Here is a 24,746-nt window from a genome sequence, read left to right as displayed (position 1 = left end):
AAGGGAGGAACAATCCGCCGCCAATGCGGCACAGAAGGAACCTTGCTATGATCCTCGACAGCCTCATGACCCGCGCTCGTGCAAGCATTGCCAAGCGCAAGCACTACAACCGCCTCGTCGCCGAAATCGACAGCTTCACCAGCCGCGATCTGGCCGACATGCGTGCCGACCGCAGCGAAATGCTCTACCAGGTCCGCAAGCAGATCTACGGCTGAGCCGGCGCCTGATCCCGAAGGTCAGCGCAGTAAAAAGTTGCAGACTTTTCGGACAAGATCATGCGCAACTGGAACCGTTTGATCGGTTCAACCGATCCATTCGATCCAGCGGCCATGATAGTCGCAACGGGCAAGGTGACGCGTGGCGCCGCCTGGCCACCGGGTGAGTGACAGCGTGGCAAAGGGGTCGTTGATCGCCAGCGGCTCCATGCGCAACCACGCGACAGGCATGCGGCTTGTGGCCGAACTTCCAGCCCGCTCTAGGCGGGCCGTGATCGCCGCCTTCGTCGGTTCGGGCAAATATTGCCACATGACGGAATGGTAGAGCACGAAGTTGCTCCCGCGCTCTCGCCTCGCCAGCGCCTTCTCGACGAAATCCGCCGCATCCGCTTTGACCAGCGATGGTGCAAACTGTTCCGCGATCGACAATGCGGCATCGAGCCGAGCAAGCCGGGCCGTCTGATCTGCCCAGACATAGGACCGCAGTCGCAGCCGCGCCGCTGTGTCGGCAATATCGATCGGCGCGATGTCGCAACCGACGCGGTGGCGAACCGCGAGCGCCCCTTCAAGCGCAACCAAATTGCCCCGCACCTCCGGCATCAGTCTGACCGGCGAAGCCGCATCGCCCCATTCGGCATCCCCATAGCGATAGTGAAACCGGTCGAACAAAAGGTTCAGCCCGGCACTGGCGCCGATTTCGCAAAGGTCGAGCGGCAGGTCGGCCTCCCGCGCCACTGTCAGCAAGCCGGGCAAAAGCATGGCCGACCGCGCTATTTCGTTGGTCTGCGGCGCATTGCCAAGGCCGGCAACGATCCGCGCGTCGGATCGCGCGATCGCTGTCGCCAGCACCGCCGCAATCTGGTCCTCGCTCGAATCGTTGGGTGGATAGACGCCAGCTAGCCCGTCGTCGGCGCCGGTCAGCACCAGCGCGTGCAGCGCACCGCACAGCCGCAGCGCAACGGCATCGGCGCGCGCATTACGCGGCCAGCCGAGAATGGCCCGTCCGGTTTTCGTGCTTGCGTCCAGAGTCCTTGCCAGCACCCGGCATAGTCTTGCCGTGAAGGGTGATCCCAGCACATCGCAAGCTTTGGCCTGTCCGAGAAAATGTGAGCGGATGTTTTCTTCGCTCATCAATGACCTCCGACTCGATCGATTAGGGCTTGGCCAGAGCCTTCTTGATCTCCGGCAAAAGCAGCGTCTCAGCCGAATCCGCCGTCAGCGGGCCGACGTGCTTGTAGGCGATCTTGCCGTCCTTGCCGACGACGAAAGTCTCCGGCACGCCGTAGACGCCCCAGTCGATCGCCGCGCGGCCAGCCTCGTCGACGCCGATCGCCTGGTATGGATTGCCGAGGTCGCCGAGGAACCGGCGCGCGTTTTCCGGCTGGTCCTTGTAGTTCAGTGCAGCCATGACAAAGCGCTTGTCCTGCGACAGGGCCAGAAGCACCGGATGTTCTTCCCGGCACGGTGCGCACCAGGATGCGAAGACGTTGACCAGCGTGACCTTGCCGGCGAACTGCCTGGAATCGAGCCCCGGCAGGTTGGTGCCCTCCAGCGCCGGCAGGTTTGTCTGCGGCGCCGGCAGGCCGATCAGCGCCGACGGCACTTCCGAAACGTCGCGCCCGGACAGCAACTGAGCCAGGAACAGCCCGGCCAGGACGAGGAAAATCAGCAGCGGCAAAAGCACGATCAGGCGCCGCCCGCGTGCCGGTGTCCCGGTTTGCGTGCTCATGATTTCCCCGCCTTGTCGGAGCGCCGGCGCACGCCGGACGCTTCCAGTTCGGCGAGCTCTCTCTTGCGCGCGCGTTGGTCGATGAGGATCCAGCCGATCAGCCCGGCCAGCACCACCGCCGTGATGGCATAGGCGGCGGTAACATAGAGCGCATGCACGCTCACGCGACCCGCTCCGCGAGCACGCAACACTTCAATGCGATAACGCCGCTTCGTTCGCTCATATGCCTTCCCTTAGCCCCGCGCCGTTGGCTGCGCAATTGGCCGCAGCGCCGCAGCCTTAGCAGCCGCGCCTCAATCCGTTCCGTGGCGCAGCGCCAGCGCCGCTGCCGCCGGCCCGAGCACCGCAAGAAACAAGGTCAGCGCGGCAAGAATGAGGAACGGCTGCAAGAACGGATCGGGCTCGGCCACCGCGCCGTAGCTTGCCGAGACGCCGAAGATCAGCACCGGAATGGTCAGCGGCAGCACCAGCACCGAGATCAGCAGTCCGCCGCGCGGCAGCGCTACCGCCACCGCCGCACCGGCGGCACCAATGAAGGTGATCGCCGGCGTGCCGACCAGAAGGGTCAGCGCTGTGGCGCCGATGCTGATCGGCTCCATGTTCATGAACAGCCCGAGCAAGGGAGCGGCGATCACCAGTGGCAGCACGCTTCCTGTCCAATGCGCCAGGCATTTCGTCAGCACGGTCAGTGCCAGCATGTGGCGCTCGTTGCCGAGCACCAGAAGATCGAGCGAGCCGTCTTCGCGATCGGCTTGAAACAATCGGTCGAGACCGAGCAGGCAGGCGAGCAAGGCAGCGATCCACAGGATCGCCGGGCCGATGCGGGCAAGCAGCTTCAGGTCGGGCCCGACGCCGAAGGGGATCGTCGCGATCACCGCGAGGAAGAAGATCACCCCGGTCAGCGCCCCGCCGCCGGCGCGGATGCTGAGGCGGATATCACGCAGGAAGAGGGCTAGCATGGTTTGAGATGCTCGTGCTTGAGCACCCCCCTCAGTCCTGCCGGACATCTCCCCCTCAGAGGGGGAGATTGGATGTCATGTCGACCTTCGCCAATCTCCAACGTCGCAGGATGAGCGGAGCGCCAGAACTGCCAATCTCCCCCCTTGAGTGGGAGATGTCCCGCAGGACAGAGGGGGGCGCCGTAGAGCACCGACATCAAACGGTCACCCCCATCCTCAATTCCTTCGCCCCGTCGATCCCCAGCGGCAGATGCGTCGCCGCGACGATGATCCCGCCTGCCCGGCAGTGCTGCATCATCAGCGCTGCAAACCGCGATTCCGAAGCCTTGTCCAGCCCGGCCGTTGGTTCGTCGAGCAGCCACAGCGGCCGATGACTGACCAGCAGTTTTGCGATCGCCGCGCGGCGGCGTTGCCCGGTCGAGAGATAGCCGAACGGTAGATGGCCGATGCCGCCCAGGCCGACGGCTTCCAGCGCCTCTTCGATATCGAGAACCGGCTCACCCGAAAACTCGCGCCAGAAGCGCAGATTTTCCGCCACGCTCAGCGCCGTCTTCATCGCGTTCTGGTGGCCGAGATAGTGGCAGGCCGAGGCGATCGACGGAAAGTCCTCGCCACCGCCTTCGATCGACACGCGGCCTTCAGCATTCGGCAGCAGTCCGGCGATCACCCTGAGCAGCGTCGATTTCCCGGCGCCGTTCGGGCCGGTGACGACCAGCGCCTGGCCTTTTTCGAGGGCAAAGCCGACGCCGGAAAAGACCGTCTCGCCACCGCGTTCGCCACCCAGATTTTCAGCGATCAGCCGCATCCATTCCCCTTCGCCGAAAGTCCGCGTGCAGCTTCGGTGCGCCGCAGCAAAAATGGCGATTCCGTGTCTAGAACTATTCCAGGAAATTCTCTATATCCGGGTCATCCGTGCCAGCGGTCGGCATGGGAACCGAATTAGCGCCGAACCAGCGCACGCGCCGCCTTGAACGGCTCGGGTTGGCTGGGAGCGGACAGCGGAAATGGCCGTACCCGCACCTTTGCGCGTGATTGCATGCCATCGGCGTCCGTTCCCTTTCAGGCTGAACAGACAGGACGGATCGCACGTGTCAAAATCACTCGATAGTTTCAATTGCCGCCGCACACTGAGCGCAGGCGGGACCGACTATGTCTATTACGACCTTGTCGAGGCCGAAAAGAACGGCCTCACCGGCATCGCCCAGCTGCCCTACTCGATGAAAGTGCTGCTGGAAAATCTGCTGCGCAACGAGGACGGCCGCTCCGTCACCAAGGAGAGCATCCAGTCGGTCGCCGGCTGGCTGACCGACAAGGGCACTGCCGGCGTCGAGATCGCCTATCGCCCGGCCCGCGTGCTGATGCAGGATTTCACCGGCGTTCCGGCGGTGGTCGACCTTGCCGCGATGCGCGACGCCATGGCCTCGCTGGGCGGCGACCCGCAAAAGATCAATCCGCTGGTGCCGGTCGATCTGGTCATCGACCACTCGGTCATCGTCGATGAGTTCGGTACGCCGCTGGCCTTCGCCCGCAACGTCGAGCTTGAATATGAGCGCAACGAGGAACGCTACAAGTTCCTGAAATGGGGCCAGCAGGCCTTCCGCAATTTCCGCGTCGTGCCGCCCGGCACCGGCATCTGCCACCAGGTCAATCTCGAATATCTCGGCCAGGTGGTGTGGACCAACACCGAGGACGGCGAGACCACCGCCTATCCCGATACCTGCGTCGGCACCGATTCGCACACCACCATGATCAATGGCCTCGGCGTTCTCGGCTGGGGCGTCGGCGGCATCGAGGCCGAGGCCGCCATGCTCGGCCAGCCCGTCTCCATGCTGTTGCCCGAAGTCATCGGCTTCCGCCTCACCGGCAGACTCAAGGAAGGCGTCACCGCCACCGACCTCGTTCTCACCGTCACCCAGATGCTGCGCAAGAAGGGCGTCGTCGGCAAGTTCGTCGAATTCTTCGGGCCGGGCCTGTCCAACATGACGCTGGCCGACCGCGCCACCATCGGCAACATGGCGCCCGAATATGGCGCCACCTGCGGCTTCTTCCCGGTCGACAGCGAAACCATCCGCTACCTCACCATGTCCGGCCGCGAGGAGAGCCGCATTGCGCTGGTCGAGGCATATTCCAAGGCGCAAGGCATGTGGCGCGACAGCGGCTCGGCCGATCCGGTCTTCACCGACCTGCTCGAGCTCGATCTTGGCGATGTCGTGCCGTCGATGGCCGGCCCCAAGCGTCCCGAAGGCCGCGTTGCGCTGGAAGGCATCCCGGCCGGCTTCGCCAAGGCGATGGAGACCGAATACCGGAGAGCCGCCGAAATCGGCAAGCGCTACGCCGTCGAGGGCACCAACCATGACCTCGGCCATGGCGATGTCGTCATCGCCGCCATCACCTCCTGCACCAACACCTCGAACCCGAGCGTGCTGATCGGCGCCGGGCTTTTGGCGCGCAACGCCAACCGGCTCGGCCTCAAGCAGAAGCCTTGGGTCAAGACCTCGCTGGCGCCTGGCAGCCAGGTCGTCGCCGAATATCTGGAGAAATCCGGCCTGCAGAAGGAGCTCGACCAGATTGGCTTCAACCTCGTCGGCTTCGGCTGCACGACATGCATCGGCAATTCCGGCCCGCTGCCGGCGCCGATCTCGAAGATCATCAACGATAAAGGCTTGATTGCTGCCGCGGTGCTATCCGGCAACCGCAATTTCGAAGGCCGCGTCTCGCCCGACGTGCAGGCGAACTATCTCGCCTCGCCGCCGCTGGTCGTCGCCCATGCGCTGGCCGGCACGGTGACCAAGGATCTGACCGTCGAGCCGCTCGGCGAAGATCGCAACGGCAACCCTGTCTACCTCAAGGACATCTGGCCGAGCTCGGTCGAGATTCAGGAGTTCATCGAGAAGAATGTGACGCGCGAGCTGTTCGCCCGCAAATATGCCGACGTCTTCAAGGGTGACGAATACTGGCAGAAGGTCAAGGCGCCGGCAGGCCAGACCTACGCCTGGGACGACAGCTCGACCTATGTGCAGAACCCGCCCTATTTCGCCGGCATGACCGCAGGCTTCGGCAAGATCGGCGACATCAAGGGCGCCCGCGTGCTCGGCCTGTTCGGCGACAAGATCACCACCGACCACATTTCACCGGCGGGTTCGATCAAGGCAGCCTCGCCGGCAGGCCAGTACCTGACCGAGCATGGCGTCGGCGTTGCCGACTTCAACCAGTACGGCACACGGCGCGGCAATCATGAAGTGATGATGCGCGGCACCTTCGCCAACATCCGCATCCGCAACCACATGCTGGGCGAGAACGGCCGCGAGGGCGGCTACACCATCCACTATCCGTCGAAGGAAGAGAAATCGATCTACGACGCCGCCATGGAGTACAAGAAGGATGGCGTGCCGCTGGTCATCTTCGCCGGCGTCGAATACGGCAACGGCTCGTCGCGCGACTGGGCGGCCAAGGGCACCAATCTTCTGGGCGTCCGCGCCGTCATCGCCCAGTCCTTCGAGCGCATCCACCGCTCGAACCTGGTCGGCATGGGCGTCATCCCCTTCGTCTTCGAAGAGGGTACCTCATGGGCTTCGCTCAACCTGAAGGGTGACGAGCTGGTCGAGATCGATGGGCTGAGCAGCATCAAGCCGCGCCAGAAGATGACCGCCAGGATCACCTACGGCGACGGCACGGTGAAGAACGTTCCCATCACCTGCCGTATCGATACGCTGGACGAACTCGACTACTTCAAGAACGGCGGCATCCTGCAATATGTGCTGCGCGACCTGGCGGCGTAAGCCCCGCCAGCCATCGAGAAATCCAGCCATCGAGAGATACCGAACCGCCGGAGCCAGGCTCCGGCGGTTTTTCTATACTATTTTGCTCTTGGCGCGCCGTAGCGCGCTGTCGCCGCCAGAAGCACGCCGAGCATCAGCCCATTGAGGATATGCCACAGGAAGTGCGTGCCGAGCGGAAAGCTGCCGCAAACCAGCGGATCGGCCACCCGGCAGACGACCGAGACGACGAAGATTGCCGACCCCGCCAGATTGTACCAGCCGGCGCGGCTGCCGCTGGCCGCCGTCAGCACGCCGAAGAACGCGAGCGCCAGGAAGGGTGGCAGGTAGCCCGTGGTGCCGTTCGAAGCCTGGCGCAGCCAGTCCGGCACGGCGAAGGTCAACAGGCCGGTGACGGCATAGAAGACGACAAAAATGGCGATCGCCTTGCCCCATTTCATGCCGAGGAACCGGCGCAGGTTGAACAGCGTATAGGCCAGCGTGAAACCGGCGATGGGCAGGACGTCGGCCCAGATCGCGCCCCTTGTGGCGAAGGTGTGGAACAGCGTCGAGCCGACGCCGATTGCCACCACCCACCAGGCCAGCACCACGGCGAAGGTGCCGGTGCCGCGCCGGCGTACTTCCCACACGCCCCATAGCCCGGCAGCAAAAAAAGCCAGATTGGTCAGCGCATTGGCCGGCTCGGCCCAGAGTTCCGGCCCGGTCCGCTCGCAATAGAGGTCGACCGGCGTCAGCAGGGTTTGCCACATGATGAGATCGCCGCCCGAATCGGGTCTACTTTTAAGTGCAGCCGGTCCTATTGCGTCCTTGCCAGTGGTTGCAACGGCAAAGTTTCACCGCAACGTGACTTCCCGTTGACTGGCGCTTCTGCCAAATATTTGGGCAACCAGAACAAGGCCGGCATCACCGGCGGGAATCGGAACGGCCATGGCATTTCCAGAACCATTGCGGCTTGCGGCGTTAGCGCTGGCCTTCTCGGCACTCGCCGGCACCGGGCTTGCCGGCGAGATCGACAAGCCCAAAACCGACGGGCCCCAGATCGACAGGCCGCAGATCGATAGACCATTGGGCGTGGTTGAGCTTTTCACCAGCCAAGGCTGCAATTCCTGTCCGCCGGCCGACGAGCTGTTCGCCGAGCTAGCAGCGAAAGAGGACATCGTCGCGCTCGCCTATCATGTCGACTACTGGGACTATCTCGGCTGGCAGGATACGCTGAGCCGCAAGGAGAACACCGAGCGGCAGTATGACTATATGCGCGCCTTCGGCAGCCGCTCGGTCTACACGCCGCAGGCCGTCATCAACGGCCGCAGCCACGTCAATGGCGCCAGCCGCAGGGAGGTCGACGGCGCGCTCGCCCGCATGGAGAGGGTCGGCGAAGGCATGCGGGTCGGCATCAAGGTCAGCCGGACCAGCGACCGCGTCATGATCGACGCCGGCGACGCCGGCAGTAGCGGCCCCAGCGATGCCCATGTCGTCATCGTCTATTTCAACCCGCCGCAGACGATCAAGATCGGCCAGGGCGAAAACAGCGGCCGCAGCCTGACCTACTGGAACGCCGTCTCCGGCATGCAGACCGCCGGCATGTGGCACGGCAAGGCGCAGCGCTACGAATTGCCGTTGAGCGAGATCTCCAAGAAGAAGGGCGGCTGCGCGGTATTGCTGCAGTCGGTCGGCAAGGACGGCATGCCCGGGCCGATTCTGGGCGCCGCCTTCATTCATAAGCCTTGAACTGAACGTCGCGCTGCCCCTCATCCGCCTGCCGGCACCTTCTCCCGTATGGTGACGGGGAGAAGGAGGCTGGCCGCGACGTTGGCGCCCATCTGCGACGCTGGCAGTTGGCGAAACCATCTGTGACGGCGTCTTTCTCCCCGTCACTATACGGGGAGAAATGCCCGGCAGGGCAATGAGGGGCAGCGCCGACCTGAGATATCCGTTTTGGAACCAAACCAGCGGCCCAGCGGCCAATAAAAAACCGGCGCCAGCTTGCTTCCGACGCCGGTCATTTAGGTTTTGGGATCGTCGCACCCGATTTTTCCTTGGAAAAACCGAGGTTGGTTCGATCCGACGCAGACCCGTGGGCGGGGGGCTTGGGGTTTACGAGCCGGTGCCGGACCGAACCGTCTCAGGCAACGCCGGTAAATTCGTCGGACATTGGGGCATTAGCGCGGATAAAAAAAGGCAGAAATGTGGCAAAGCATCACCAATTCCAACAGGCCGTTTCATAAATGTGACTGGACGTTGCGGAAACAGCGCAGCGGCGGCTTGCTTAGCCGGGTCTTGCAATTCCGGAGCGAACACGCCAACTTTGGTTGTGTAAGATTCATTGTGAGGGATCGAGGCATGACCGATCGCGGCAGTGGGACGGAGGATGGGGACGCATCCGCAATATTGATCCCGCTGCATGAGGCAAGACGCCAGCGCCTCGAGCAGCCGGTAAGCTTCGACCGGCGCGAGCTGGACCAGATCCTCAGGCTTTACGGGCGCATGGTCGCCGCCAATGAATGGCGCGACTATGCCATCGATCATCTCTCCGATCGCGCCGTCTTTTCCGTGTTCCGCCGCACCAGCGAGGTGCCGTTGTTCCAGATCGTCAAGGATCCGAAGCCGGCACGCCGGCAAGGTGCATTTTCGGTCATCGCCGCCGGCGGCCGCATCCTCAAGCGCGGCCAGGAGCTCGGCCGCGTGCTTGGCGTCTTCGACCGCACGCTGAAGCTGGTCGAAGCCTAACTTATTATTTTTGCTGACGAAACCTCTGTTCAGGCAGTGAGTCTGGGTCGGGCGGAACCAGAGCCCCGCCATTCATTGGCAGTTGCATGAACACGGTGTCCAGCCAGCGTCCGTGCTTGTAGCCGGAGCCTTCGAGGCGCCCCGAATGGCGAAAGCCGAGCTTCTCATGCAGCCGCACCGAGGCGCTGTCCGGGTGGCCGTCGCCGATGACCGCGATGATCTGGCGAAAGCCCGCCGCCTGTACCGCTTCGATCAGCCCTTGCATCAACTTGAGCCCGATGCCTTGCCCCTTGGCTTCGGGCGCGACATAGACAGAATCCTCGACGATGAAGCGATAGGCCGGGCGCGGCCGGAAGGGGCCGGCATAGGCATAGCCGAGCACGATGCCGTTTTTTTCCGCCACCAGATAGGGAAAGCCGCCCGCCATCAAACTGTCGAATCGGCTGCCCATCTCGGCACGGCTGGGCGGTTCAAGCTCGTAGCTCGCCGTGCCGTGGATCACCGCGTCGGCGTAGATTTCCGCGATTTGGCCGAGATCGGCCGTAACAGCGGCCCGTATGGCGATGCTGCTCATAATTTATGCAAATCGTTCATCTGCCCGCTATAACAGCAAAGGCCGGCACAATCGGGATAGGGGGGCACCTCGCGGCTCCTCCCCTCCCACACCACCGAGCATACGGGTCCCGTACACGGCGGTTCGGTCGTTATGCGACATTGGCCGGAGCAAGGGAAGTGAGGCCGATGGCTGCGAGGAACGCATTTGGCAGGGCAATGGCGAGCGCGGGGCTGTTGCTGATCCGCCAAGGGCCTTGCACGCTGCCGGCGGTTTGTGCCGCCAGATGGTGCCCGACACCTCGACGACGCAGCTCCGCAAAGCGGGTACGCCCGCCCTTCCATTGCTTCCAGGCGATGGATCGGAACCTTCGCCTGATCCACTGGTCGAGGCTGCGCAGTACCGACGGGGTCTCGCAAAAGCCGAAGTAGCCGCGCCACCCTTTCAGGTAGAGCGACAGCTCCTTGGCTATCTGCACGAGGCTCGCGCCCCGCGTCCGCATTGTCAGCACCCGCACGCGCTCCTTGAATCGGACCACAGCCTGCGGTGCGATCCGACGCCTTGGCATCTTCTCGTCCGTGAAGCTGAAGCCGAGGAACTTGCGCCGGTGCGGCGAAGCGACTGCGCTCTTGTGCATGTTAACCTTTAGCTTCAGACGTCTGTCGAGGAAGCGTTCGACACTTGCCATCACCCGTTCACCCGCCCGCACGCTGCGCACGTAGATGTTGCAGTCGTCGGCGTAGCGCACGAGGCAATGCTTGCGTCGTTCCAATTCCTTGTCGAGTTCGTCCAGCATCAGATTCGACAGCAGCGGCGAGAGCGGGCCGCCTTGCGGCGTTCCCTCGTCGATTGGGCCAACCAGCCCGCCTTCGAGTACACCCGAGGCCAGAAAGCCCCGGATCAGCCGAAGGAGGCGCGGATCGGACACCCGCTTGGCCACCAGCCCATCAGGATGTCATGGTTGACCCGGTCGAAGAACTTCTCCAGGTCGATGTCCACCACAACGCGATGACCCGACGCGATGAACGCTTGCGCCGCGGCGACCGCCTGATGTGCCGAGCGTGCGGGTCGGAACCCGTAGCTCGACGCGCTGAACCCGTCGTCCCATGCTTCTTGCAGCACCTGCATCACCGCCTGCTGGATGAAGCGGTCGAGCACCGTCGGGATGCCGAGCGGACGGGTACCGCCGGACGCCTTCGGGATAGCGACACGCCGCACCGGCTGCGGCTTGTAGGAGCCTTCGAGCAATTGGGCGCGGAGTTCGGGCCAGTGGTCTTTCAGATGCAGCGCCAAGGCCTCGACACTCATGCCGTCGATCCCCGGCGCCCCCTTGTTGCGCCGGACCTGCGCCAGCGCCTTCCTCAGATTGTCGCGATCGACAATCGCTTCCATGCATGGTCCGGCCATCGCCGCCGGACTTTCGGGGGCGGCGTTCGCCGCACGGGCTTCGTCCCTTCCCCAAGGCAGTCACGGGCTTCACCCGCTCCCATCTCAGAGAAGGCCAGCTCAAGCTGGATTTTCTGCCACATGGCCAATGCGAGAACTCCGTCCTACTCGTCCTTCCAACCGTTCGGGCCTTCGTTCGGCAGACGCCTCCCTACTATGCCCTCTGCTGACTTCTGCACCGCGATCAGCGCGCCTCACGGCGGGCTCAGTCCGGAATTCCGGACACGACGCAGATCTCCCGAGGTAAGATCGACCGCCTTCCCCGCACACCCGCCGCATTTACCACCCCGGCCCTTGATGACCATGGACTTCGCGGTCCCTTGCCCGCTCGTCCGGCCGGGTAGGCCTCATATCCGCTTCTTGTCCATCGGGTCGCGGGTTTGCTCCACGCTTCCTCCAAACCCCGCCTCACGACGACGCCCTTGCGCCTTGCTAACCCTTCGCCGCCATCAGGCTGGGTAAAGGACTTCCACCTCCAAGCTGTCGATCTTCTTCGGCACACAAAGAAAAGGCCGCCTTTCGGCGCCCTTTCCAATCTCGCTGGTCCAGAGACCGCCTCCAAGGGGTGTCTTAGCGGCGGTCGCCCATGAACTGCAGCAGGAACATGAACAGGTTGATGAAGTCGAGATAGAGCGTCAGCGCGCCCATGATCGCCTTGCGGCCGGCGACAGCGGTGTCGTCGCCCTCGAAATACATCTCCTTGATCTTCTGCGTGTCATAGGCAGTGAGGCCCGAAAAGATCAGCACGCCGATCGCCGAGATGGCGAAGGACAGCGCCGACGACTGCAGGAAGATGTTGATCAGCATCGCGATGATCAGGCCGAACACGCCCATGACCAGGAACGAGCCGAACGCAGTCAGGTCGCGCTTGGTCGTATAGCCATAGAGCGACAACGCGCCGAAGGCCGCGGCGGTGGCGAAGAAGGTCTGCGAGACGCTCGCGGTCGTGTAGACCAGGAAGATCGACGACAGCGACAGGCCGACGAGGCCGGCATAGACCCAGAACGTCGTCTGGGCGGCCGAAACGCTCATCGACTGGACGCGGAACGACAGGAACAGCACCGCAGCCAACGGAGCCAGGATGACCACCCAGCGCAGCGGCGACCCAAAGATCGCGTAGCCGAAGGAGGTCAGCATCTCGCCGCTCGGCAGCGTGGCGACCGCCGAAGCCGGATCGGAGGTGGTGGCCAGCATGATCGTGCCGACCGCGGCAAGGCCGGTGATGAGGAGGCCAAGCCCCATCAGATTGTAGACCTTGATCATATAGGCGCGCAGGCCCTGATCGATGGCAGCGTCGACGCGGGCGCCGGGCACGGCGGGCGACTGGTAGTTGCGGATGGGTTCAGCCATGGGAGTCCTCTTTTGCTTCTGCCCCGTCCGGTGTCAGGCCTCTCAAGGCCCAGGCGCCGCTGGCGGGGCTCCAGCATGCCTGCGACGAAATATGATGGTTATTGGCGTCAAGGACAAGGCCGTAACCGGATGTAATGCTTCGTGAAGCACCCAAAACCCGATTTACCGGCCTCCGGAAGCCCAACATTAACAAGATTTAACCAAGCCCTGATCAGATCAGGGCTTGCAGCTCAGAGATTGCGCAGCACCGGAGCTGCCTTGTGCCCGAGCACCCGCCAGGTGCCGGCGAGGCCGATGCCGACCGTGATCACCAGTGCAAAGACGATGGTTGCCACCGCCACTTCGGGCATGAAATGCGATGGCAGCGTCATGATGTGCGCAACGACGAACCATGCCGCGATGCCGCCCGCCGCCAGCGCGAAGATCGCGGTGGCAAGCCCGATCAGCATGTATTCCAGCGAAAAGGCTGTTATCAGCGTCCTCCTGGTCGCGCCCAGCGTCTTCAGCACCACCGCGTCATGAATGCGGGCCCGGTTGCCGGCGGCGAGTGCGCCGGCCAGCACCAGCACCGAGGCGATCAAGGCGACGCCGGCCGCCGCCCTGATCGCCGTGCCGAGCTGCGCCACCAGCCGGTTGACGATGTCGAGCGCATCCTTGACCCTGACCGTCGTCACCGCGGGGAAGGCGCGGGTGACGGCATTGAGAAGACGGGCATCGTCCGCCGCCGACGCGTTCTTCTCGGTCAGCGTCGCCAGCCAGCCATGCGGCGCACCCGTGAATGTGTTGGGCGAAAACACCATGACGAAATTGATTCCCATCGTCTCCCACTCGACCTGGCGGAAATTGGCGATCCTCGCCGTCACATTGCGGCCGAGCACATTGACGGTGATGGTGTCGCCGAGCTTCAGCCCGATCTCCTTGCCTTCCTGGGCCGAGAACGAAACCAGCGGCTCACCGGCATAATTGTCGGGCCACCATGTGCCTTCGGTGAGCGTCGCGTTTTCGGGCAGTTTCGCGTCGTAGGTCAGGCCGCGATCGCCGCGCAGCACCCAGGCGCCTTCCGGCGGCACCTTCACCTTGTCGACAGCGATGCCGTTCAGCGCCATCACCCGGCCGCGCAGCATCGGCACCTTGACCAGTGTGCCCTGCGGCGCCTGCTTGCCGATCATCGCAGAAAATGTATCGACATCGCTGCTCTGGATATCGACGAAAAAGAAGTTCGGCGCCCGTTCCGGCAGGCTGCCGGAGATCTGCCGCCTGAGATTGCCGTCGATCAGCGCCAGCGTCACCAGAAGCGTCAGCCCCAGGCCCAGCGACAGCACCACTGATGGCGTCAAGGCGCCCGGCCGATGGATGTTGCCGACAGCGAGCCGGAGTGCGGTGGAGCGGACGCGCGGGCTCCTTTTGGCAATCCACTGCACCAGCGTCCCGACGACGCGCAGCACCAGAAAGGCAAAAACCGTGGCGCCAACGAAGATCGCGGCGATGCGGCGGTCGCCGGAAAACAGGATGGCCAGCGCCGCCAGCAGCAGCGCGATGCCGAGTGCCACCCCAATGTAGATAGGACGTGGAAAGCCGCGGCCTTCGAACCCCATCTCGCGGAACAGCGCCGTCGCCGGCACGTCGCGGGCGCGGCCGAGCGGCAGCAACGCGAAGGCGAGCGTCACCAGCAGGCCGAACAGCGCCGCAATGCCGAGTGCGCCGGGATAGAACCCGCCTTCGGCCGGCACCGGAATGACGGAATGAAGGGCGGCGCTCGCCGCGAACGGCATTAGCGCGCCGAGGATGAGGCCAAGCGCGATGCCGAGGCCGGCGATCATCAGGATCTGCACCAGATAGACGGCAAAGACGAATCCGCCCGAAGCGCCCAGGCTCTTGAAGGTGGCGATGACGCCGCGCTTGCCGTCGAGATAGGCGCGAACCGCATTGGCGACGCCGACGCCGCCGACCACCAGCGCCGTCAGCCCGACCAGCGTCAGGAACTGCGAGAACCGCTCGATGTTGGAGGACAGCGCCGGTGCCGCATTGCTGCGCGTGCGGATCGACCAGCCGGCCTCCGGGAAGTCCTTTCCGGCCTGCTCCTGGATATCCTTGATCTGCGCTTCGCCGGTATTGGTGGGCAGGCGGATTTTATACGTATTCTCGACCAGGCTGCCCGGCCGGACCAGGCCGGAGGCGGCAAGCCCGTCCACGGAGATCATCAGCCGCGGCGCGAAGCCAAAGCCGTCGGACACTTGATCCGGCTCGCTGATGAGCCTGGCGCGCAGTTCGAATGTGGCGCTGCCGAGCTTCAGCCGGTCGCCGATTCTGACGTTCAGCCGATCGAACAGAAGGTCTGGCGCGGCGGCGCCGAAGACGCCGGATCTTTCGCCGAACAACTCCTGCTTCGACAGCGCCGGCTCGGTGTCCAGCGTGCCATAGAGCGGATAGGCGTCGTCGACCGCCTTGGCTTCGACCAGCGCCTGGTCGGAGCCGTCTTCGAGACGCGCCATCGAACGCATGTTGGCGCTGTGCGCAACCGCGCCCAGCCCGTCGAGGAAGGCGTGCTCGGCTTCCGTCGCATCGCGCTGGTTGATCTGGAAACGAAGATCGCCGCCAAGCAGCGTCTGGCCTTGGCTGGCAACGCCTGCGGTGATCGACTGCGCCACCGAATTGACGCCGCCGATGGCCGCGACGCCGAGCGCGATGCAGGCAAGGAAGATCAGGAAGCCGGACAGCCCGCCGCGCATCTCGCGCAGCGAGAACCGGAAGGCGAGCTTTAGCGTGCGCGACAATGGCATAATGACATCAGGCCGGGACATCAGGCCGGCACGCCAGGGCGCCGCGCGTCCTTTTGGACGCGCAAATGACGCTCTACCACCTTGAATCTACGCATCGTGTTTTCCGAAGATCGGTTCCGATTTTCGGGCCGATGCGGTAGCCGGCATTGGCCCGTCCTCGATCCGGCCTGAGCGCATCGAAACCTGCCGCGAGCAGCGACCTGCGAGCGCCGGATCATGGGTGACCAGCACCAGCGTCATGCCGCGCTCGGCCGCCTTGGCGAACAGCAGGTCGGCGACCTGGCGCCCCGTCGTCTGGTCGAGGTTGCCGGTCGGCTCGTCGGCGATCAGGATGCGCGGCGAGGGCGCCAGCGCCCGGGCGATCGCCACACGCTGCTGTTCGCCGCCCGACAATTCGCCGGGATAATGGGTGACGCGATCACTGAGCCCCACCGCCGCCAGTTCGCGCACCGCCACCCCGAACGGATCGGCGTGGCCGGCCAGCTCAAGCGGAACGGCGACATTTTCAAGTGCCGTCATATTGGGAATAAGGTGGAAGGACTGGAAGACAATGCCGATGTTTCGCCCACGAAACGATGCGATCTGGTCTTCGCTCCTGCCGTTGAGTAGCTCGCCGGCAATTCGCACCGTGCCAGAATCGACCTTTTCCAGGCCGGCCAGGACCATCAGCAGCGTCGACTTGCCGGAACCCGAAGGCCCGACGATGCCGGTTGCCTCGCCTGCTGCCACGTCGAGGCTGACGCCTTTCAGCACATGCACGGAAGATGCGCCTTCGCCGAGCGTCAGCGATACGTCTTTCAGCGCGATGACGGCTTCTGTCAAAATGAAAACGTCCTATATGGAATGGCGAAGGACCTTCGCCAAAAGAATTTTCCTGGTCATATGGGGCCTGCCGCATGGCTTTCAAACACACTCTTGCTGCAGCCTTCATCCTTTTTCTCGCGATTTGCGGCGCCATTTCGCCGGCCAGCGCCGAGACCTTCAAGATCGTCGGTTTCGGCGACAGCCTGATGGCGGGCTTTGGCCTCGGGCCGGGCGAAGGCTTTACCGAAAAACTGCAGGCAGCACTTCGCGCCAGGGGTCACGATGTGACCATCGCCAATGCCGGCGTTTCCGGCGATACGTCGAGCGGTGGCCTGTCGCGGCTCGACTGGTCGGTGCCGGACGGCACGCAACTCGTCATCCTCGAGCTTGGCGCCAACGACATGCTGCGCGGCCTTTCTCCCGAGATCACGGAAAAGAACCTGGACGGCATGCTGGCGAGGCTGAAGCAGCGCAAGATCGCGGTGTTGCTGGCCGGCATGCGCGCCGCCCCCAATCTCGGCGCCGGCTACCAGGACGCCTTCGACGCAATCTTTCCGAAACTGGCCGGGAAATATGGCATTCCGCTCTACCCGTTCTTTCTCGACGGCGTCGCCGGCGAGCCAAGCTTGCAGCTCGAGGACCGTCTGCACCCCAATGCCAAGGGTGTCGACCGCATTGTCGAGCGCATCCTGCCTGCCGTGGAGAAGGCCATCGCAACGGTGCGGGACAGTTCCTGACGGCAATGGTGCCGGGAGGCTTTCCGCAGGGGAAGCTTTTAGGCAGGCCTGCGACCAATAAACCGCTTGCCCCGCTTGAATATCGATGATTCGCTAGGGGCAAGAGTTCGATTCGAGGACAGGAGGCTTGCCATGCCACGTCTTTTTACCGCCCTCGAAATACCGCGTGATGCCGCTCTTTCGCTGTCCCTGCTCAGGGGCGGCCTGCCCGGGGCCCGCTGGATCGACGTCGAGAACTATCATCTGACGCTGCGCTTCATCGGCGATGTCGAGGGCCATGTCGCCGACGAAATCGCCAACGCGCTCGATCGTATCCACCGCCCGCCCTTTCCGCTGGCGCTGTCCGGCGTCGGCGCCTTCGGCCAGAAAAAGCCGCATGCGGTGTGGGCGGGCGTCTCCGCCTCGCCTGATCTTTCGGCGCTGCAAGGTGAAATCGATCGCATCTGCCAGCGGCTCGGTGTTCCCGCCGATCCGCGCAAGTTCACGCCGCATGTGACGCTGGCCAGACTGCGCAATTCGAGCCCGCTCGACGTCGCCCAGTATCTTTCGGCACGCGGCAACTTTTCGACGCTGCCTTTCCGCGTCGGCCGCTTCGTCCTGATGTCGTCGCGCGATTCGGTCGGCGGCGGGCCCTACATCGTCGAGGAGGCCTGGCCGCTTTTGGGCGCCGCCGCCTCGAGCCGCGTCGCCAGCGCCTCCGACGCTTCGCGGATCATGCGGTAGACCGCAGCAAACGCATCCTGCCCCTCGTAGTAGGGATCCGGCACGTCGCGTGTTCTTCCCTGCGCGAGCTCCAGGAACAGGTGGACGCGGTCGCGCATGTCGGCCGGCACCAGCGCTTTCAGGTCCCGGACGTTCGATCGGTCCATGCCGAGAATCAGGTCGAAACGCGAAAAATCGTCCGGCGTCAGCTTGCGCGCCCTCTGCCCGGAAATGTCGATACCGTGCCGCGCGGCGATCGAGACCGAGCGCGGGTCGGGTGCCGAGCCGGCTTCCCAGTCGCTGGTCCCTGCTGAATCGAGCAGGATGTCCCGATCGAGGCCGCGCTCCGCCAGGACGGCGCGCAACACACCCTCAGCCAAAGGCGAGCGGCAGATATTGCCGAGGCAGACGAAAAGAATGGATTTTATCGGCTTTGCACTCATCGATCCGGCGCTATGGTGAAGGCTGCTGATCCAGATAGCACGGGATGCGAACATGGCGAGAGAGAAACTGGGCAAGGACGCCGTTGCCGGGGCGCTGAAAGATCTCGACGGCTGGTCGCTGGCCGCGGATGGCGGCTCGATCACGCGCAGCTTCGTCTTCGAGGACTTCTCCGAGGCCTTCGCCTTCATGACGCGCGTTGCCCTGGCGGCGGAGAAGCTGGACCATCACCCCGACTGGTCGAACGTCTACAAGACCGTGGACGTCACGCTCAACACCCATGATGCCGGCGGCCTGACCGCGCTCGATTTGGAGCTGGCCCAAGTGATGAACCGCTACTTCGGCGGCTGAGCACGTCAGCATCTTGTAGCGCGGTTCGGGTTTTCCCACATTTTGCGCTGGCGGGCGCGTAAAGCGGTATGCCCGCAAGGAGAGGTTGATGGCGCAAAAATCCGGTTTTGATTTCTTCGGCTTTGGCGGCAAGCTGGGCGATGAGAGCGAAGTGCGCGAGAAATTCTGGCGCACGGCGAAGCGGGCCGCCCGCCAGATTCCGTTCATGGAAGAGGTAGTCGCCGCCTATTACTGCGCCATGGACAAGAACACGCCGTTGCGCGCCAAGGGCATATTGCTGGCGGCGCTCGGCTATTTCGTGCTGCCGGCGGACGTCATCCCCGATTTCATCTTCGGGCTCGGCTTCACCGACGACATCGCCGTCTTGACCGCCGCGATCACCACCGTCAGCGCCCACATCACGCCAGCGCACCGGCTCGCCGCCAAGAAGGCGATCGGCGACAAGAGTTGAGCCGGCGCCGGTAGAGAATGGCGCGATATCCGGCTCCCCGGCCATCAAACCCACCGCCGCACCCGCGCCTTGTAGGCGCGATAGTCATCGCCGAACTTCCGCTCGAGATACTGCTCTTCCCGCGCGATGACGCCGGTATTGATCACCCACAGCAACGGGACGACGAGCGCAATGGCCCAAAAACTTCCCGCCGCGACGCCGAGGCCCAAATAGATGAGGGTCGTTCCCAGATAGAACGGGTTCCTGGTTCGCCGATAGATGCCGTCGACGACCAGCGCCGTCGTCGGCAGGGTCGGCGGAATGTTGGTACCAGCAGCGTTAAAGCGCCCCGCCGCCATAAAGATGAGCACGAAGCCGCACACCGCGAGCACGGCGCCGGCCAGATAGCGGGCGAGCGCCTGCCCGGCCAGGACCGGGAGCGGAATGATCGCCTCGAGGACCGCTGCCGCCGCCAGGAAGGCGAGAAAGATCAAGGGCGGCAGTGCGATGACCCCGGGAACGTCGGGCGCGCCCGATCCGCCCGACGCCTCCCCGCCATCCGATCGCGGCGCTGCGCCGCCGGCCACCGCCCGTATGGCGACACGAATGCCGAACACGATCGCCAGGACGACGGTGCCGCCCGCCAGGATCAGGACCGTCTCGGAAATGGCCACGGCCAAATCTCCCTTACGCCGCCAACGAGGGCGCCCTGGCCGAAGCGCCGCGGAAGCGAACGTAGGCATGATACCGCCTGGAGGGAAATTCGTCACGCGCCTCGTGCAAGCTAGGATGGCTGCAAGACCTAGCTGCTTGAAAAGTCAAACTCTTGCCGTTTTCGTGGCCTCCAAGTCGCGAAAGGGGACATTGCGACTGCCGCTTTTCGCAAAGCGGCGCGAAAATGGCGGCGGTTTCCTGGGGTGGATGTCCTTTTCCAGAGGAAAATTCACCGTTTGGTAACCCAGATTAAATCAAAATGAAGCGACGGGCAGGACGCCGAGCCGGCCTGCTCCGCACAGTTGGAATACGGGAAAAGCGATGCGCGGATTGATTGCTACAGTTTCCAGCCTGGTCCTGGTGGCCTTGACAGCGCCGGCGCTGGCGCAGTCGGCGACCAAGATCGGCCAGCATAATGCCTGGGGCACCTACAGCTACCAGGCGTCCGGCGGCAAGGTCTGCTACGTGCTGACCGTGCCGACCGACAAGCAGCCGCCGACGCTCGACCATGGCGACATGTTCTTCTTCGTCAGCCAGCGGCCGGGACAGCAGGTGTCCTACGAGCCGCAATTCATCGCCGGCTACAATTTTCAGGAGAACTCAAAGGCCACCGTCACCATCGACGGCAAGAGCTTCTCGATGTTCACCCGCGGCAAGTCAGCCTGGGTCGAGAACGCCGCCGAGGAGCCGGTATTGATTGCCGCGATGAAGACCGGCACCGACATGAAGGTGTCGGCGAAATCCGGCCGCGGCAACACCACCACCTATGTGTTTTCATTGAAGGGCATTTCAGCGGCCCTGGCATCGATTGCCAAGTGCAAATAAGCACAGGCAAATCCGAGTTTGCATGAAAGGCCGGGCCGCAGGTCCGGTCTTCGCTTTTCACCGGCCTGCCGGCATGCATATGAGGCTCTCTGCCCCAGGCGAGGCACTCTGCCCCGGGCGAGCCTCACTCTGCCCGCATGACTCCGCCAGCAACCTGTGCTATGCGCCGCGCTTCGTTTCGGGCACGATGCTGTAATCGGCCGCAAATCGCTTATATTGGCGCAACAATGACCCTTTCATTCGATCTTACCGCCGAAGGCGCCCGTGACGCGTTGCGCGCCCGCGCCACGCCGGCTGAAAAGCCGTCGCTGATCGGCCTGACGCGGGCCGAGCTGGGTGCGGCCCTGGTCGCCGCCGGCATCGTGCCGGAGCGCCAGGCCAAAATGCGCGCCCAGCAACTCTGGCACTGGCTGTATGTGCGCGGTGTTTCCGACTTTGCCGGCATGTTCAACATCTCCAAGGATTTGCGCGCCGCGCTGGACAGGCATTTCACCGTCGCCAGGCCAGAAATCGTCGAGGAGCAGATTTCCTCAGACGGCACGCGCAAATGGCTGTTCCGCTTTCCGCCGCGCGGCGCCGGCCGGCCGGTCGAGATCGAGACCGTCTACATCCCCGAAGAGGGCCGCGGCACGCTCTGCATCTCCTCGCAGGTCGGCTGCACGCTGACCTGCTCGTTCTGCCACACCGGCACGCAGAAGCTGGTGCGCAACCTGACCGCCGAGGAAATCCTCGCCCAGCTTTTGACCGCCCGTGACCGGCTCGGCGATTTTCCCGACCGCGACACGCCCGACGGCGCCATCGTGCCGGCTGAGGGCAGGAAAATCTCCAACGTCGTCATGATGGGCATGGGTGAGCCGCTCTACAATTTCGAGGCGGTGAAGAAGGCGCTGCTGATCGCTTCCGACGGCGACGGCCTGTCGCTATCCAAGCGCCGTATCACTTTGTCGACCTCCGGTGTCGTGCCCGAGATCCTGCGCACCGGCGAGGAGATCGGCGTCATGCTGGCGATCTCGCTGCATGCCACCAATGACGATTTGCGCGACCTTCTGGTGCCGATCAACAAGAAGTATCCGCTGAAGGAACTGATTGCCGCGTGCCGCGCCTATCCCGGCCTGTCGAACGCCAAACGCATCACCTTCGAATATGTGATGCTGAAGGACGTCAACGATTCGATCGAGGACGCCAAGGGACTGATCAAGCTGCTCAAGGGCATTCCGGCCAAGATCAATCTTATCCCGTTCAACCCGTGGCCGGGCACCAACTACCAGTGCTCGGACTGGGAGACGATCGAGAGGTTCGCCGACTACATCAACAACGCCGGCTATGCCTCGCCGATCCGCACGCCGCGCGGCCGCGACATTCTTGCGGCCTGCGGCCAGCTCAAGTCGGAATCGGAACGGATGCGCAAAGTCGACCGGCTGGCGCTGGAAGCGATGATGATCGCGGGACACGGCGAGGCGTGAATCGTCTCATCGCCTATCTCGTTCGCTTCGCCGTCATCCTGATCGGCTATGTCGTCGCATCACTGGCCGCCAGCGCCTTCCTCAACCTCCTTTTCCTGGCCTCCCTTGGCTACACGCCTGAGCATCCTGAGCCGGCGGCGACCGCCTCGCTGTGGTTTTCAATTCCGTTCGTCGCGCTGTTCGTCGCCTATTTCGCCTTCATGCCGGCCGCAATCGCCATCCTGATTTCGGAAATCCTCAGCCGCCGCGACTGGCTTTTCTATGCGCTGGCGGGTGCAGTTGTTGCCGCGGTCTTCCTCGGCTTCGCTCGCCAAACCGCCGATGCCAATTTCGCAGCCACCGACACCCGCGACATGCTGGCGGTGATCGGCTGCGGCATGGTCGGGGGTATTTTCTACTGGCTGAGCGCCGGGCGTTGGGCCGGAAGTTGGCGTGAGGCGGGGGATGCGCCTACTTCGCCTGGGCCGTCAGGATCTTGAGCGCGAAGGCCGAAAACACCCCGGCAAACAGATAGTCGACCACCCGCGTGACGCGCGGGCTGGCCTTCATCGCCTTCGAGAACTTTTCCGCCGCCAGCACCATCGGCGCTGTCACCGGGATCGACAGCACAACGAACATCGCACCGAGGAAGAACAGTTTGCCGGGCGCGTTGGGATCATGCGCGGAGACGAACTGCGGCAGGAAGGTCATGAAGAACAGGATGATCTTCGGGTTGAGCAGATTGACGCCGAGCCCCGCCGCCCAGCTGCGGAACAGCGAAATCTCAGGTCCGGTCTTCTTCTCCGGCGAAAACGCTGACCCCTTGGTGACGGCTTGCCACGCCAAAAACACCAGATAGCCGGCGCCGAAGATCTTCAGGGCCAGGAAGGACATCGGCGAGGCGACGATCAGCGCCGAGACGCCGACCACCACCAGCGTGGTGTGGATCAGCGTGCCGCACAGCGCACCGGCCATCGAGGCAAAGCCGGTGGCGCGGCCCTGGCTCAGCGTGCGCGAGACGAACAGCGTCATGTCTGGCCCGGGCGTGATCGCCAGGATCACGGTGGCGATGGCGAACTGGATCAGCGTGGTGGTATCGGGAATGAAGGACATGAACGGCCCCTGCAAAAGAAAGGCGCAGCCTATAGCGCAAGCGCCTTCCCGGCACCAGCGACTGGCCGGCGCAACGGCTGATCCAGTATGCCCAGTGGCGACCAGGGGACCCTTCGTCTCTTGCGCAGCCCGGAAAGCCCGTGATACTCGCCCGCCGAGAACCCCTGTCGTGGAACCGCCAAAATGTCCCCCAGCATGCTGAAAGCAAAAGATGTCAAGAAAGTCGTGCTCGCCTATTCCGGCGGCCTCGACACCTCCATCATCCTGAAATGGCTGCAGACCGAGCTCGGCGCCGAGGTCGTCACCTTCACCGCCGACCTCGGCCAGGGCGGCGAGCTCGAGCCGGCACGCCGCAAGGCCGAGATGATGGGCATCAAGGATATCCGCATCATGGATGTCCGCGAGGAATTCGTGTCCGATTTCGTCTTCCCGATGTTCCGCGCCAACGCCGTCTACGAAGGCACCTATTTGCTCGGCACCTCGATCGCCCGCCCGCTGATCTCGAAACACCTCGTTGAGATCGCAAAAGAAACCGGCGCCGATGCGATTGCCCACGGCGCCACCGGCAAGGGCAACGACCAGGTCCGTTTCGAGCTGTCGGCCTATGCGCTGAACCCTGACATCAAGGTCATCGCACCATGGCGCGACTGGTCGTTCAAGTCGCGGACCGACCTGATCAACTTTGCCGAGCAGCACCAGATACCGGTGCCGAAAGACAAGAAGGGTGAGGCGCCGTTTTCGGTCGACGCCAATCTCCTGCATTCGTCTTCCGAAGGCAAAGTGCTGGAGGACCCGTGGAGCGAGCCGCCGGAATTCGTCCACCAGCGCACCGTCTCGCCGATGGACGCGCCGGACAAGGTCACCGAGATCGAGATCGAGTTCCTCAGGGGCGACCCGATTGCGCTCAACGGCAAGAAACTATCGCCGGCGACGATGCTGGCGGCGCTCAACGATCTCGGCCGCGACAACGGCATTGGCCGGCTCGACCTGGTCGAGAACCGTTTCGTCGGCATGAAATCGCGCGGCGTCTACGAGACCCCCGGCGGCACCATCCTGATCGCCGCTCACCGGGCGATCGAATCGATTACGCTGGACCGCGGCGCCGCCCACCTCAAGGACGAGTTCATGCCGCGCTACGCCGAGCTGATCTACAACGGCTTCTGGTTCGCGCCCGAGCGGCTGATGCTGCAGGCGATGATCGACAAGAGCCAGGAGGATGTCGAAGGCACGGTGCGGCTGAAGCTCTACAAAGGCAACGTCATCGTCACCGGCCGCAAGTCGAAGAAGACGCTCTATTCCGACGCGCTGGTCACCTTCGAGGACGACCGCGGCGCCTACGACCAGAAGGACGCCGAAGGCTTCATCCGGCTCAACGCGCTCAGGCTGAGGACGCTGTCGGCGCGCAACCGTTAGAGAAGCTGTGCGATCTTCCCCTTGCGGAGCAGGCTATGCAAAACCCACAATCATGCATGCCTGCCCAGCGATCCTGAGTCCGCTCCACGGCAAATAGCTTTTGACCGCTCCCGGTAGAGTCGAGGTGTGGCGCGGTGGCGGTAGGTTGAACATATCTGTTTGCCGCCCCTTTCGTCTGGCGGTGCCTTAGTGGTTCAACCGTAGCTCCGTTTCCACACCCCGCTCATCGAACCGGACAT

The 24,746-nt window shown here is 63.7% G+C and carries 27 protein-coding genes; 12 read left to right on the top strand and 15 right to left on the bottom strand.

What is annotated here, in order from left to right; all coding sequences use genetic code 11:
- Positions 1-47 precede the first annotated feature (47 nt).
- Positions 48-215, top strand: coding sequence for a hypothetical protein (locus EN859_RS08475; protein WP_127852909.1), 168 nt, complete (start codon positions 48-50; stop codon positions 213-215).
- 87 nt (positions 216-302) lie between these two features.
- Here EN859_RS08475 and EN859_RS08470 read toward each other — a convergent pair whose 3' ends face one another.
- The 5 genes from EN859_RS08470 to ccmA form a co-directional block, all read right to left on the bottom strand.
- Complete coding sequence (locus EN859_RS08470; RefSeq protein ID WP_127852908.1) at positions 303-1,346, bottom strand: DUF2332 family protein; 1,044 nt, start codon at positions 1,344-1,346, stop codon at positions 303-305.
- Positions 1,347-1,368: 22 nt separating this feature from the next.
- Positions 1,369-1,944: a DsbE family thiol:disulfide interchange protein gene (locus tag EN859_RS08465; protein WP_127852907.1), complete on the bottom strand. Its 576-nt coding sequence runs from the start codon at positions 1,942-1,944 to the stop codon at positions 1,369-1,371.
- Positions 1,941-2,108 (bottom strand): heme exporter protein CcmD, encoded by a 168-nt coding sequence (gene ccmD / locus EN859_RS08460; protein ID WP_127852906.1) that lies wholly within the window; start codon positions 2,106-2,108, stop codon positions 1,941-1,943. The genes EN859_RS08465 and ccmD overlap by 4 nt, the downstream gene beginning before the upstream one ends.
- A 129-nt stretch (positions 2,109-2,237) precedes the next feature.
- Entirely contained in the window at positions 2,238-2,903 is a 666-nt protein-coding gene (ccmB, locus tag EN859_RS08455; RefSeq protein ID WP_127852905.1) for a heme exporter protein CcmB, read from the bottom strand.
- Positions 2,904-3,099: 196 nt separating this feature from the next.
- Positions 3,100-3,708, bottom strand: coding sequence for a heme ABC exporter ATP-binding protein CcmA (ccmA, locus tag EN859_RS08450; protein WP_127852904.1), 609 nt, complete (start codon positions 3,706-3,708; stop codon positions 3,100-3,102).
- Between the two features lie 283 nt (positions 3,709-3,991).
- On the opposite strand from ccmA, the gene acnA reads away from it, so the two are divergent.
- Complete coding sequence (gene acnA / locus EN859_RS08445) at positions 3,992-6,682, top strand: aconitate hydratase AcnA (protein ID WP_127852903.1); 2,691 nt, start codon at positions 3,992-3,994, stop codon at positions 6,680-6,682.
- Between the two features lie 77 nt (positions 6,683-6,759).
- On the opposite strand, the gene EN859_RS08440 is transcribed toward acnA, so the two are convergent.
- A complete protein-coding gene (locus EN859_RS08440; protein WP_127852902.1) occupies positions 6,760-7,428 on the bottom strand; it encodes a ceramidase domain-containing protein in 669 nt (222 codons plus the stop codon).
- Between the two features lie 178 nt (positions 7,429-7,606).
- On the opposite strand from EN859_RS08440, the gene EN859_RS08435 reads away from it, so the two are divergent.
- Both EN859_RS08435 and EN859_RS08425 read left to right on the top strand, forming a co-directional pair.
- The gene (locus EN859_RS08435) at positions 7,607-8,407 is read left to right on the top strand and encodes a thioredoxin family protein (RefSeq protein ID WP_127852901.1); all 801 of its coding nucleotides are present in this window, start codon (positions 7,607-7,609) and stop codon (positions 8,405-8,407) included.
- 612 nt (positions 8,408-9,019) lie between these two features.
- Positions 9,020-9,406, top strand: coding sequence for a DUF2794 domain-containing protein (locus EN859_RS08425; protein ID WP_127852900.1), 387 nt, complete (start codon positions 9,020-9,022; stop codon positions 9,404-9,406).
- 4 nt (positions 9,407-9,410) lie between these two features.
- Here EN859_RS08425 and EN859_RS08420 read toward each other — a convergent pair whose 3' ends face one another.
- From EN859_RS08420 to EN859_RS08400, 6 genes are all read right to left on the bottom strand, one after another.
- Positions 9,411-9,980, bottom strand: a complete 570-nt coding sequence (locus tag EN859_RS08420) for a GNAT family N-acetyltransferase (RefSeq protein WP_127852899.1) — start codon at positions 9,978-9,980, stop codon at positions 9,411-9,413.
- Between the two features lie 130 nt (positions 9,981-10,110).
- The gene (locus EN859_RS40225) at positions 10,111-10,899 is read right to left on the bottom strand and encodes a reverse transcriptase domain-containing protein (RefSeq protein ID WP_281015598.1); all 789 of its coding nucleotides are present in this window, start codon (positions 10,897-10,899) and stop codon (positions 10,111-10,113) included.
- Positions 10,860-11,351: a reverse transcriptase domain-containing protein gene (locus tag EN859_RS40220; protein WP_281015597.1), complete on the bottom strand. Its 492-nt coding sequence runs from the start codon at positions 11,349-11,351 to the stop codon at positions 10,860-10,862. Before EN859_RS40220 ends, EN859_RS40225 begins: the two co-directional genes overlap by 40 nt.
- Before the next feature lie 624 nt (positions 11,352-11,975).
- Positions 11,976-12,755, bottom strand: a complete 780-nt coding sequence (locus tag EN859_RS08410; protein WP_127852898.1) for a Bax inhibitor-1/YccA family protein — start codon at positions 12,753-12,755, stop codon at positions 11,976-11,978.
- Positions 12,756-12,985: 230 nt separating this feature from the next.
- Positions 12,986-15,535 (bottom strand): ABC transporter permease, encoded by a 2,550-nt coding sequence (locus EN859_RS08405; RefSeq protein ID WP_127853165.1) that lies wholly within the window; start codon positions 15,533-15,535, stop codon positions 12,986-12,988.
- 87 nt (positions 15,536-15,622) lie between these two features.
- A complete protein-coding gene (locus tag EN859_RS08400) occupies positions 15,623-16,357 on the bottom strand; it encodes an ABC transporter ATP-binding protein (RefSeq protein ID WP_127852897.1) in 735 nt (244 codons plus the stop codon).
- A 74-nt stretch (positions 16,358-16,431) separates the two neighbouring features.
- Here EN859_RS08400 and EN859_RS08395 point away from each other — a divergent pair, with 74 nt between their 5' ends.
- Together EN859_RS08395 and thpR are read left to right on the top strand one after the other, a co-directional pair.
- Positions 16,432-17,076 carry an arylesterase gene (locus EN859_RS08395; RefSeq protein WP_127852896.1) on the top strand — a complete coding sequence of 215 codons (645 nt, stop codon included), beginning with the start codon at positions 16,432-16,434 and terminating at the stop codon, positions 17,074-17,076.
- Between the two features lie 132 nt (positions 17,077-17,208).
- Positions 17,209-17,799, top strand: coding sequence for an RNA 2',3'-cyclic phosphodiesterase (thpR, locus tag EN859_RS08390; RefSeq protein ID WP_127852895.1), 591 nt, complete (start codon positions 17,209-17,211; stop codon positions 17,797-17,799).
- On the opposite strand, the gene EN859_RS08385 is transcribed toward thpR, so the two are convergent.
- Positions 17,709-18,221 carry a low molecular weight protein-tyrosine-phosphatase gene (locus tag EN859_RS08385; RefSeq protein WP_127852894.1) on the bottom strand — a complete coding sequence of 171 codons (513 nt, stop codon included), beginning with the start codon at positions 18,219-18,221 and terminating at the stop codon, positions 17,709-17,711. The genes thpR and EN859_RS08385 overlap by 91 nt on opposite strands.
- Positions 18,222-18,273: 52 nt before the next feature.
- Between EN859_RS08385 and EN859_RS08380 the strand changes: the two genes are divergently transcribed.
- Both EN859_RS08380 and EN859_RS08375 read left to right on the top strand, forming a co-directional pair.
- Positions 18,274-18,570, top strand: coding sequence for a 4a-hydroxytetrahydrobiopterin dehydratase (locus EN859_RS08380; protein ID WP_127852893.1), 297 nt, complete (start codon positions 18,274-18,276; stop codon positions 18,568-18,570).
- An 88-nt stretch (positions 18,571-18,658) separates the two neighbouring features.
- On the top strand, positions 18,659-19,021 hold the full coding sequence (locus EN859_RS08375; protein ID WP_127852892.1) for a YkvA family protein: 363 nt from the start codon (positions 18,659-18,661) through the stop codon (positions 19,019-19,021).
- A gap of 44 nt (positions 19,022-19,065) precedes the next feature.
- On the opposite strand, the gene EN859_RS08370 is transcribed toward EN859_RS08375, so the two are convergent.
- On the bottom strand, positions 19,066-19,674 hold the full coding sequence (locus tag EN859_RS08370) for an isoprenylcysteine carboxylmethyltransferase family protein (protein WP_189501773.1): 609 nt from the start codon (positions 19,672-19,674) through the stop codon (positions 19,066-19,068).
- A 361-nt stretch (positions 19,675-20,035) separates the two neighbouring features.
- Here EN859_RS08370 and EN859_RS08365 point away from each other — a divergent pair, with 361 nt between their 5' ends.
- The 3 genes from EN859_RS08365 (at position 20,036) to EN859_RS08355 (ending at position 22,481) form a co-directional block, all read left to right on the top strand.
- Positions 20,036-20,539 carry an invasion associated locus B family protein gene (locus EN859_RS08365; protein ID WP_127852890.1) on the top strand — a complete coding sequence of 168 codons (504 nt, stop codon included), beginning with the start codon at positions 20,036-20,038 and terminating at the stop codon, positions 20,537-20,539.
- 227 nt (positions 20,540-20,766) lie between these two features.
- Complete coding sequence (rlmN, locus tag EN859_RS08360) at positions 20,767-22,002, top strand: 23S rRNA (adenine(2503)-C(2))-methyltransferase RlmN (protein WP_127852889.1); 1,236 nt, start codon at positions 20,767-20,769, stop codon at positions 22,000-22,002.
- Positions 21,999-22,481, top strand: coding sequence for a hypothetical protein (locus tag EN859_RS08355; protein WP_127852888.1), 483 nt, complete (start codon positions 21,999-22,001; stop codon positions 22,479-22,481). The genes rlmN and EN859_RS08355 overlap by 4 nt, the downstream gene beginning before the upstream one ends.
- On the opposite strand, the gene EN859_RS08350 is transcribed toward EN859_RS08355, so the two are convergent.
- Complete coding sequence (locus tag EN859_RS08350; protein WP_127852887.1) at positions 22,453-23,094, bottom strand: LysE family translocator; 642 nt, start codon at positions 23,092-23,094, stop codon at positions 22,453-22,455. The genes EN859_RS08355 and EN859_RS08350 overlap by 29 nt on opposite strands.
- Positions 23,095-23,289: 195 nt before the next feature.
- Here EN859_RS08350 and EN859_RS08345 point away from each other — a divergent pair, with 195 nt between their 5' ends.
- A complete protein-coding gene (locus EN859_RS08345; protein WP_127853164.1) occupies positions 23,290-24,507 on the top strand; it encodes an argininosuccinate synthase in 1,218 nt (405 codons plus the stop codon).
- Positions 24,508-24,746: the final 239 nt, after the last annotated feature.

It is taken from the genome of Mesorhizobium sp. M00.F.Ca.ET.216.01.1.1, assembly GCF_004010325.2.
GTDB lineage: Bacteria > Pseudomonadota > Alphaproteobacteria > Rhizobiales > Rhizobiaceae > Mesorhizobium.
The sequence above is the reverse complement of the archived record's forward strand: the minus strand, read 5'-3'. Positions and strand labels throughout refer to the sequence as shown.

Coding starts and splice junctions, on each gene's coding strand:
- EN859_RS08380 (WP_127852893.1), top strand. CDS start 18,274: ATGGCGAGAGAGAAACTGGGCAAGGACGCCGTTGCCGGGGCGCTGAAA.
- EN859_RS08465 (WP_127852907.1), bottom strand. CDS start 1,944: ATGAGCACGCAAACCGGGACACCGGCACGCGGGCGGCGCCTGATCGTG.
- EN859_RS08350 (WP_127852887.1), bottom strand. CDS start 23,094: ATGTCCTTCATTCCCGATACCACCACGCTGATCCAGTTCGCCATCGCC.
- rlmN (WP_127852889.1), top strand. CDS start 20,767: ATGACCCTTTCATTCGATCTTACCGCCGAAGGCGCCCGTGACGCGTTG.
- EN859_RS08385 (WP_127852894.1), bottom strand. CDS start 18,221: ATGAGTGCAAAGCCGATAAAATCCATTCTTTTCGTCTGCCTCGGCAAT.
- EN859_RS08420 (WP_127852899.1), bottom strand. CDS start 9,980: ATGAGCAGCATCGCCATACGGGCCGCTGTTACGGCCGATCTCGGCCAA.
- EN859_RS08405 (WP_127853165.1), bottom strand. CDS start 15,535: ATGCCATTGTCGCGCACGCTAAAGCTCGCCTTCCGGTTCTCGCTGCGC.
- EN859_RS08410 (WP_127852898.1), bottom strand. CDS start 12,755: ATGGCTGAACCCATCCGCAACTACCAGTCGCCCGCCGTGCCCGGCGCC.
- EN859_RS08475 (WP_127852909.1), top strand. CDS start 48: ATGATCCTCGACAGCCTCATGACCCGCGCTCGTGCAAGCATTGCCAAG.
- EN859_RS08365 (WP_127852890.1), top strand. CDS start 20,036: ATGCGCGGATTGATTGCTACAGTTTCCAGCCTGGTCCTGGTGGCCTTG.
- EN859_RS08375 (WP_127852892.1), top strand. CDS start 18,659: ATGGCGCAAAAATCCGGTTTTGATTTCTTCGGCTTTGGCGGCAAGCTG.
- EN859_RS08440 (WP_127852902.1), bottom strand. CDS start 7,428: ATGTGGCAAACCCTGCTGACGCCGGTCGACCTCTATTGCGAGCGGACC.
- EN859_RS08470 (WP_127852908.1), bottom strand. CDS start 1,346: ATGAGCGAAGAAAACATCCGCTCACATTTTCTCGGACAGGCCAAAGCT.
- EN859_RS08345 (WP_127853164.1), top strand. CDS start 23,290: ATGCTGAAAGCAAAAGATGTCAAGAAAGTCGTGCTCGCCTATTCCGGC.
- ccmB (WP_127852905.1), bottom strand. CDS start 2,903: ATGCTAGCCCTCTTCCTGCGTGATATCCGCCTCAGCATCCGCGCCGGC.
- EN859_RS08425 (WP_127852900.1), top strand. CDS start 9,020: ATGACCGATCGCGGCAGTGGGACGGAGGATGGGGACGCATCCGCAATA.
- EN859_RS40220 (WP_281015597.1), bottom strand. CDS start 11,351: ATGGAAGCGATTGTCGATCGCGACAATCTGAGGAAGGCGCTGGCGCAG.
- EN859_RS08435 (WP_127852901.1), top strand. CDS start 7,607: ATGGCATTTCCAGAACCATTGCGGCTTGCGGCGTTAGCGCTGGCCTTC.
- thpR (WP_127852895.1), top strand. CDS start 17,209: ATGCCACGTCTTTTTACCGCCCTCGAAATACCGCGTGATGCCGCTCTT.
- ccmA (WP_127852904.1), bottom strand. CDS start 3,708: ATGCGGCTGATCGCTGAAAATCTGGGTGGCGAACGCGGTGGCGAGACG.
- EN859_RS08395 (WP_127852896.1), top strand. CDS start 16,432: ATGGCTTTCAAACACACTCTTGCTGCAGCCTTCATCCTTTTTCTCGCG.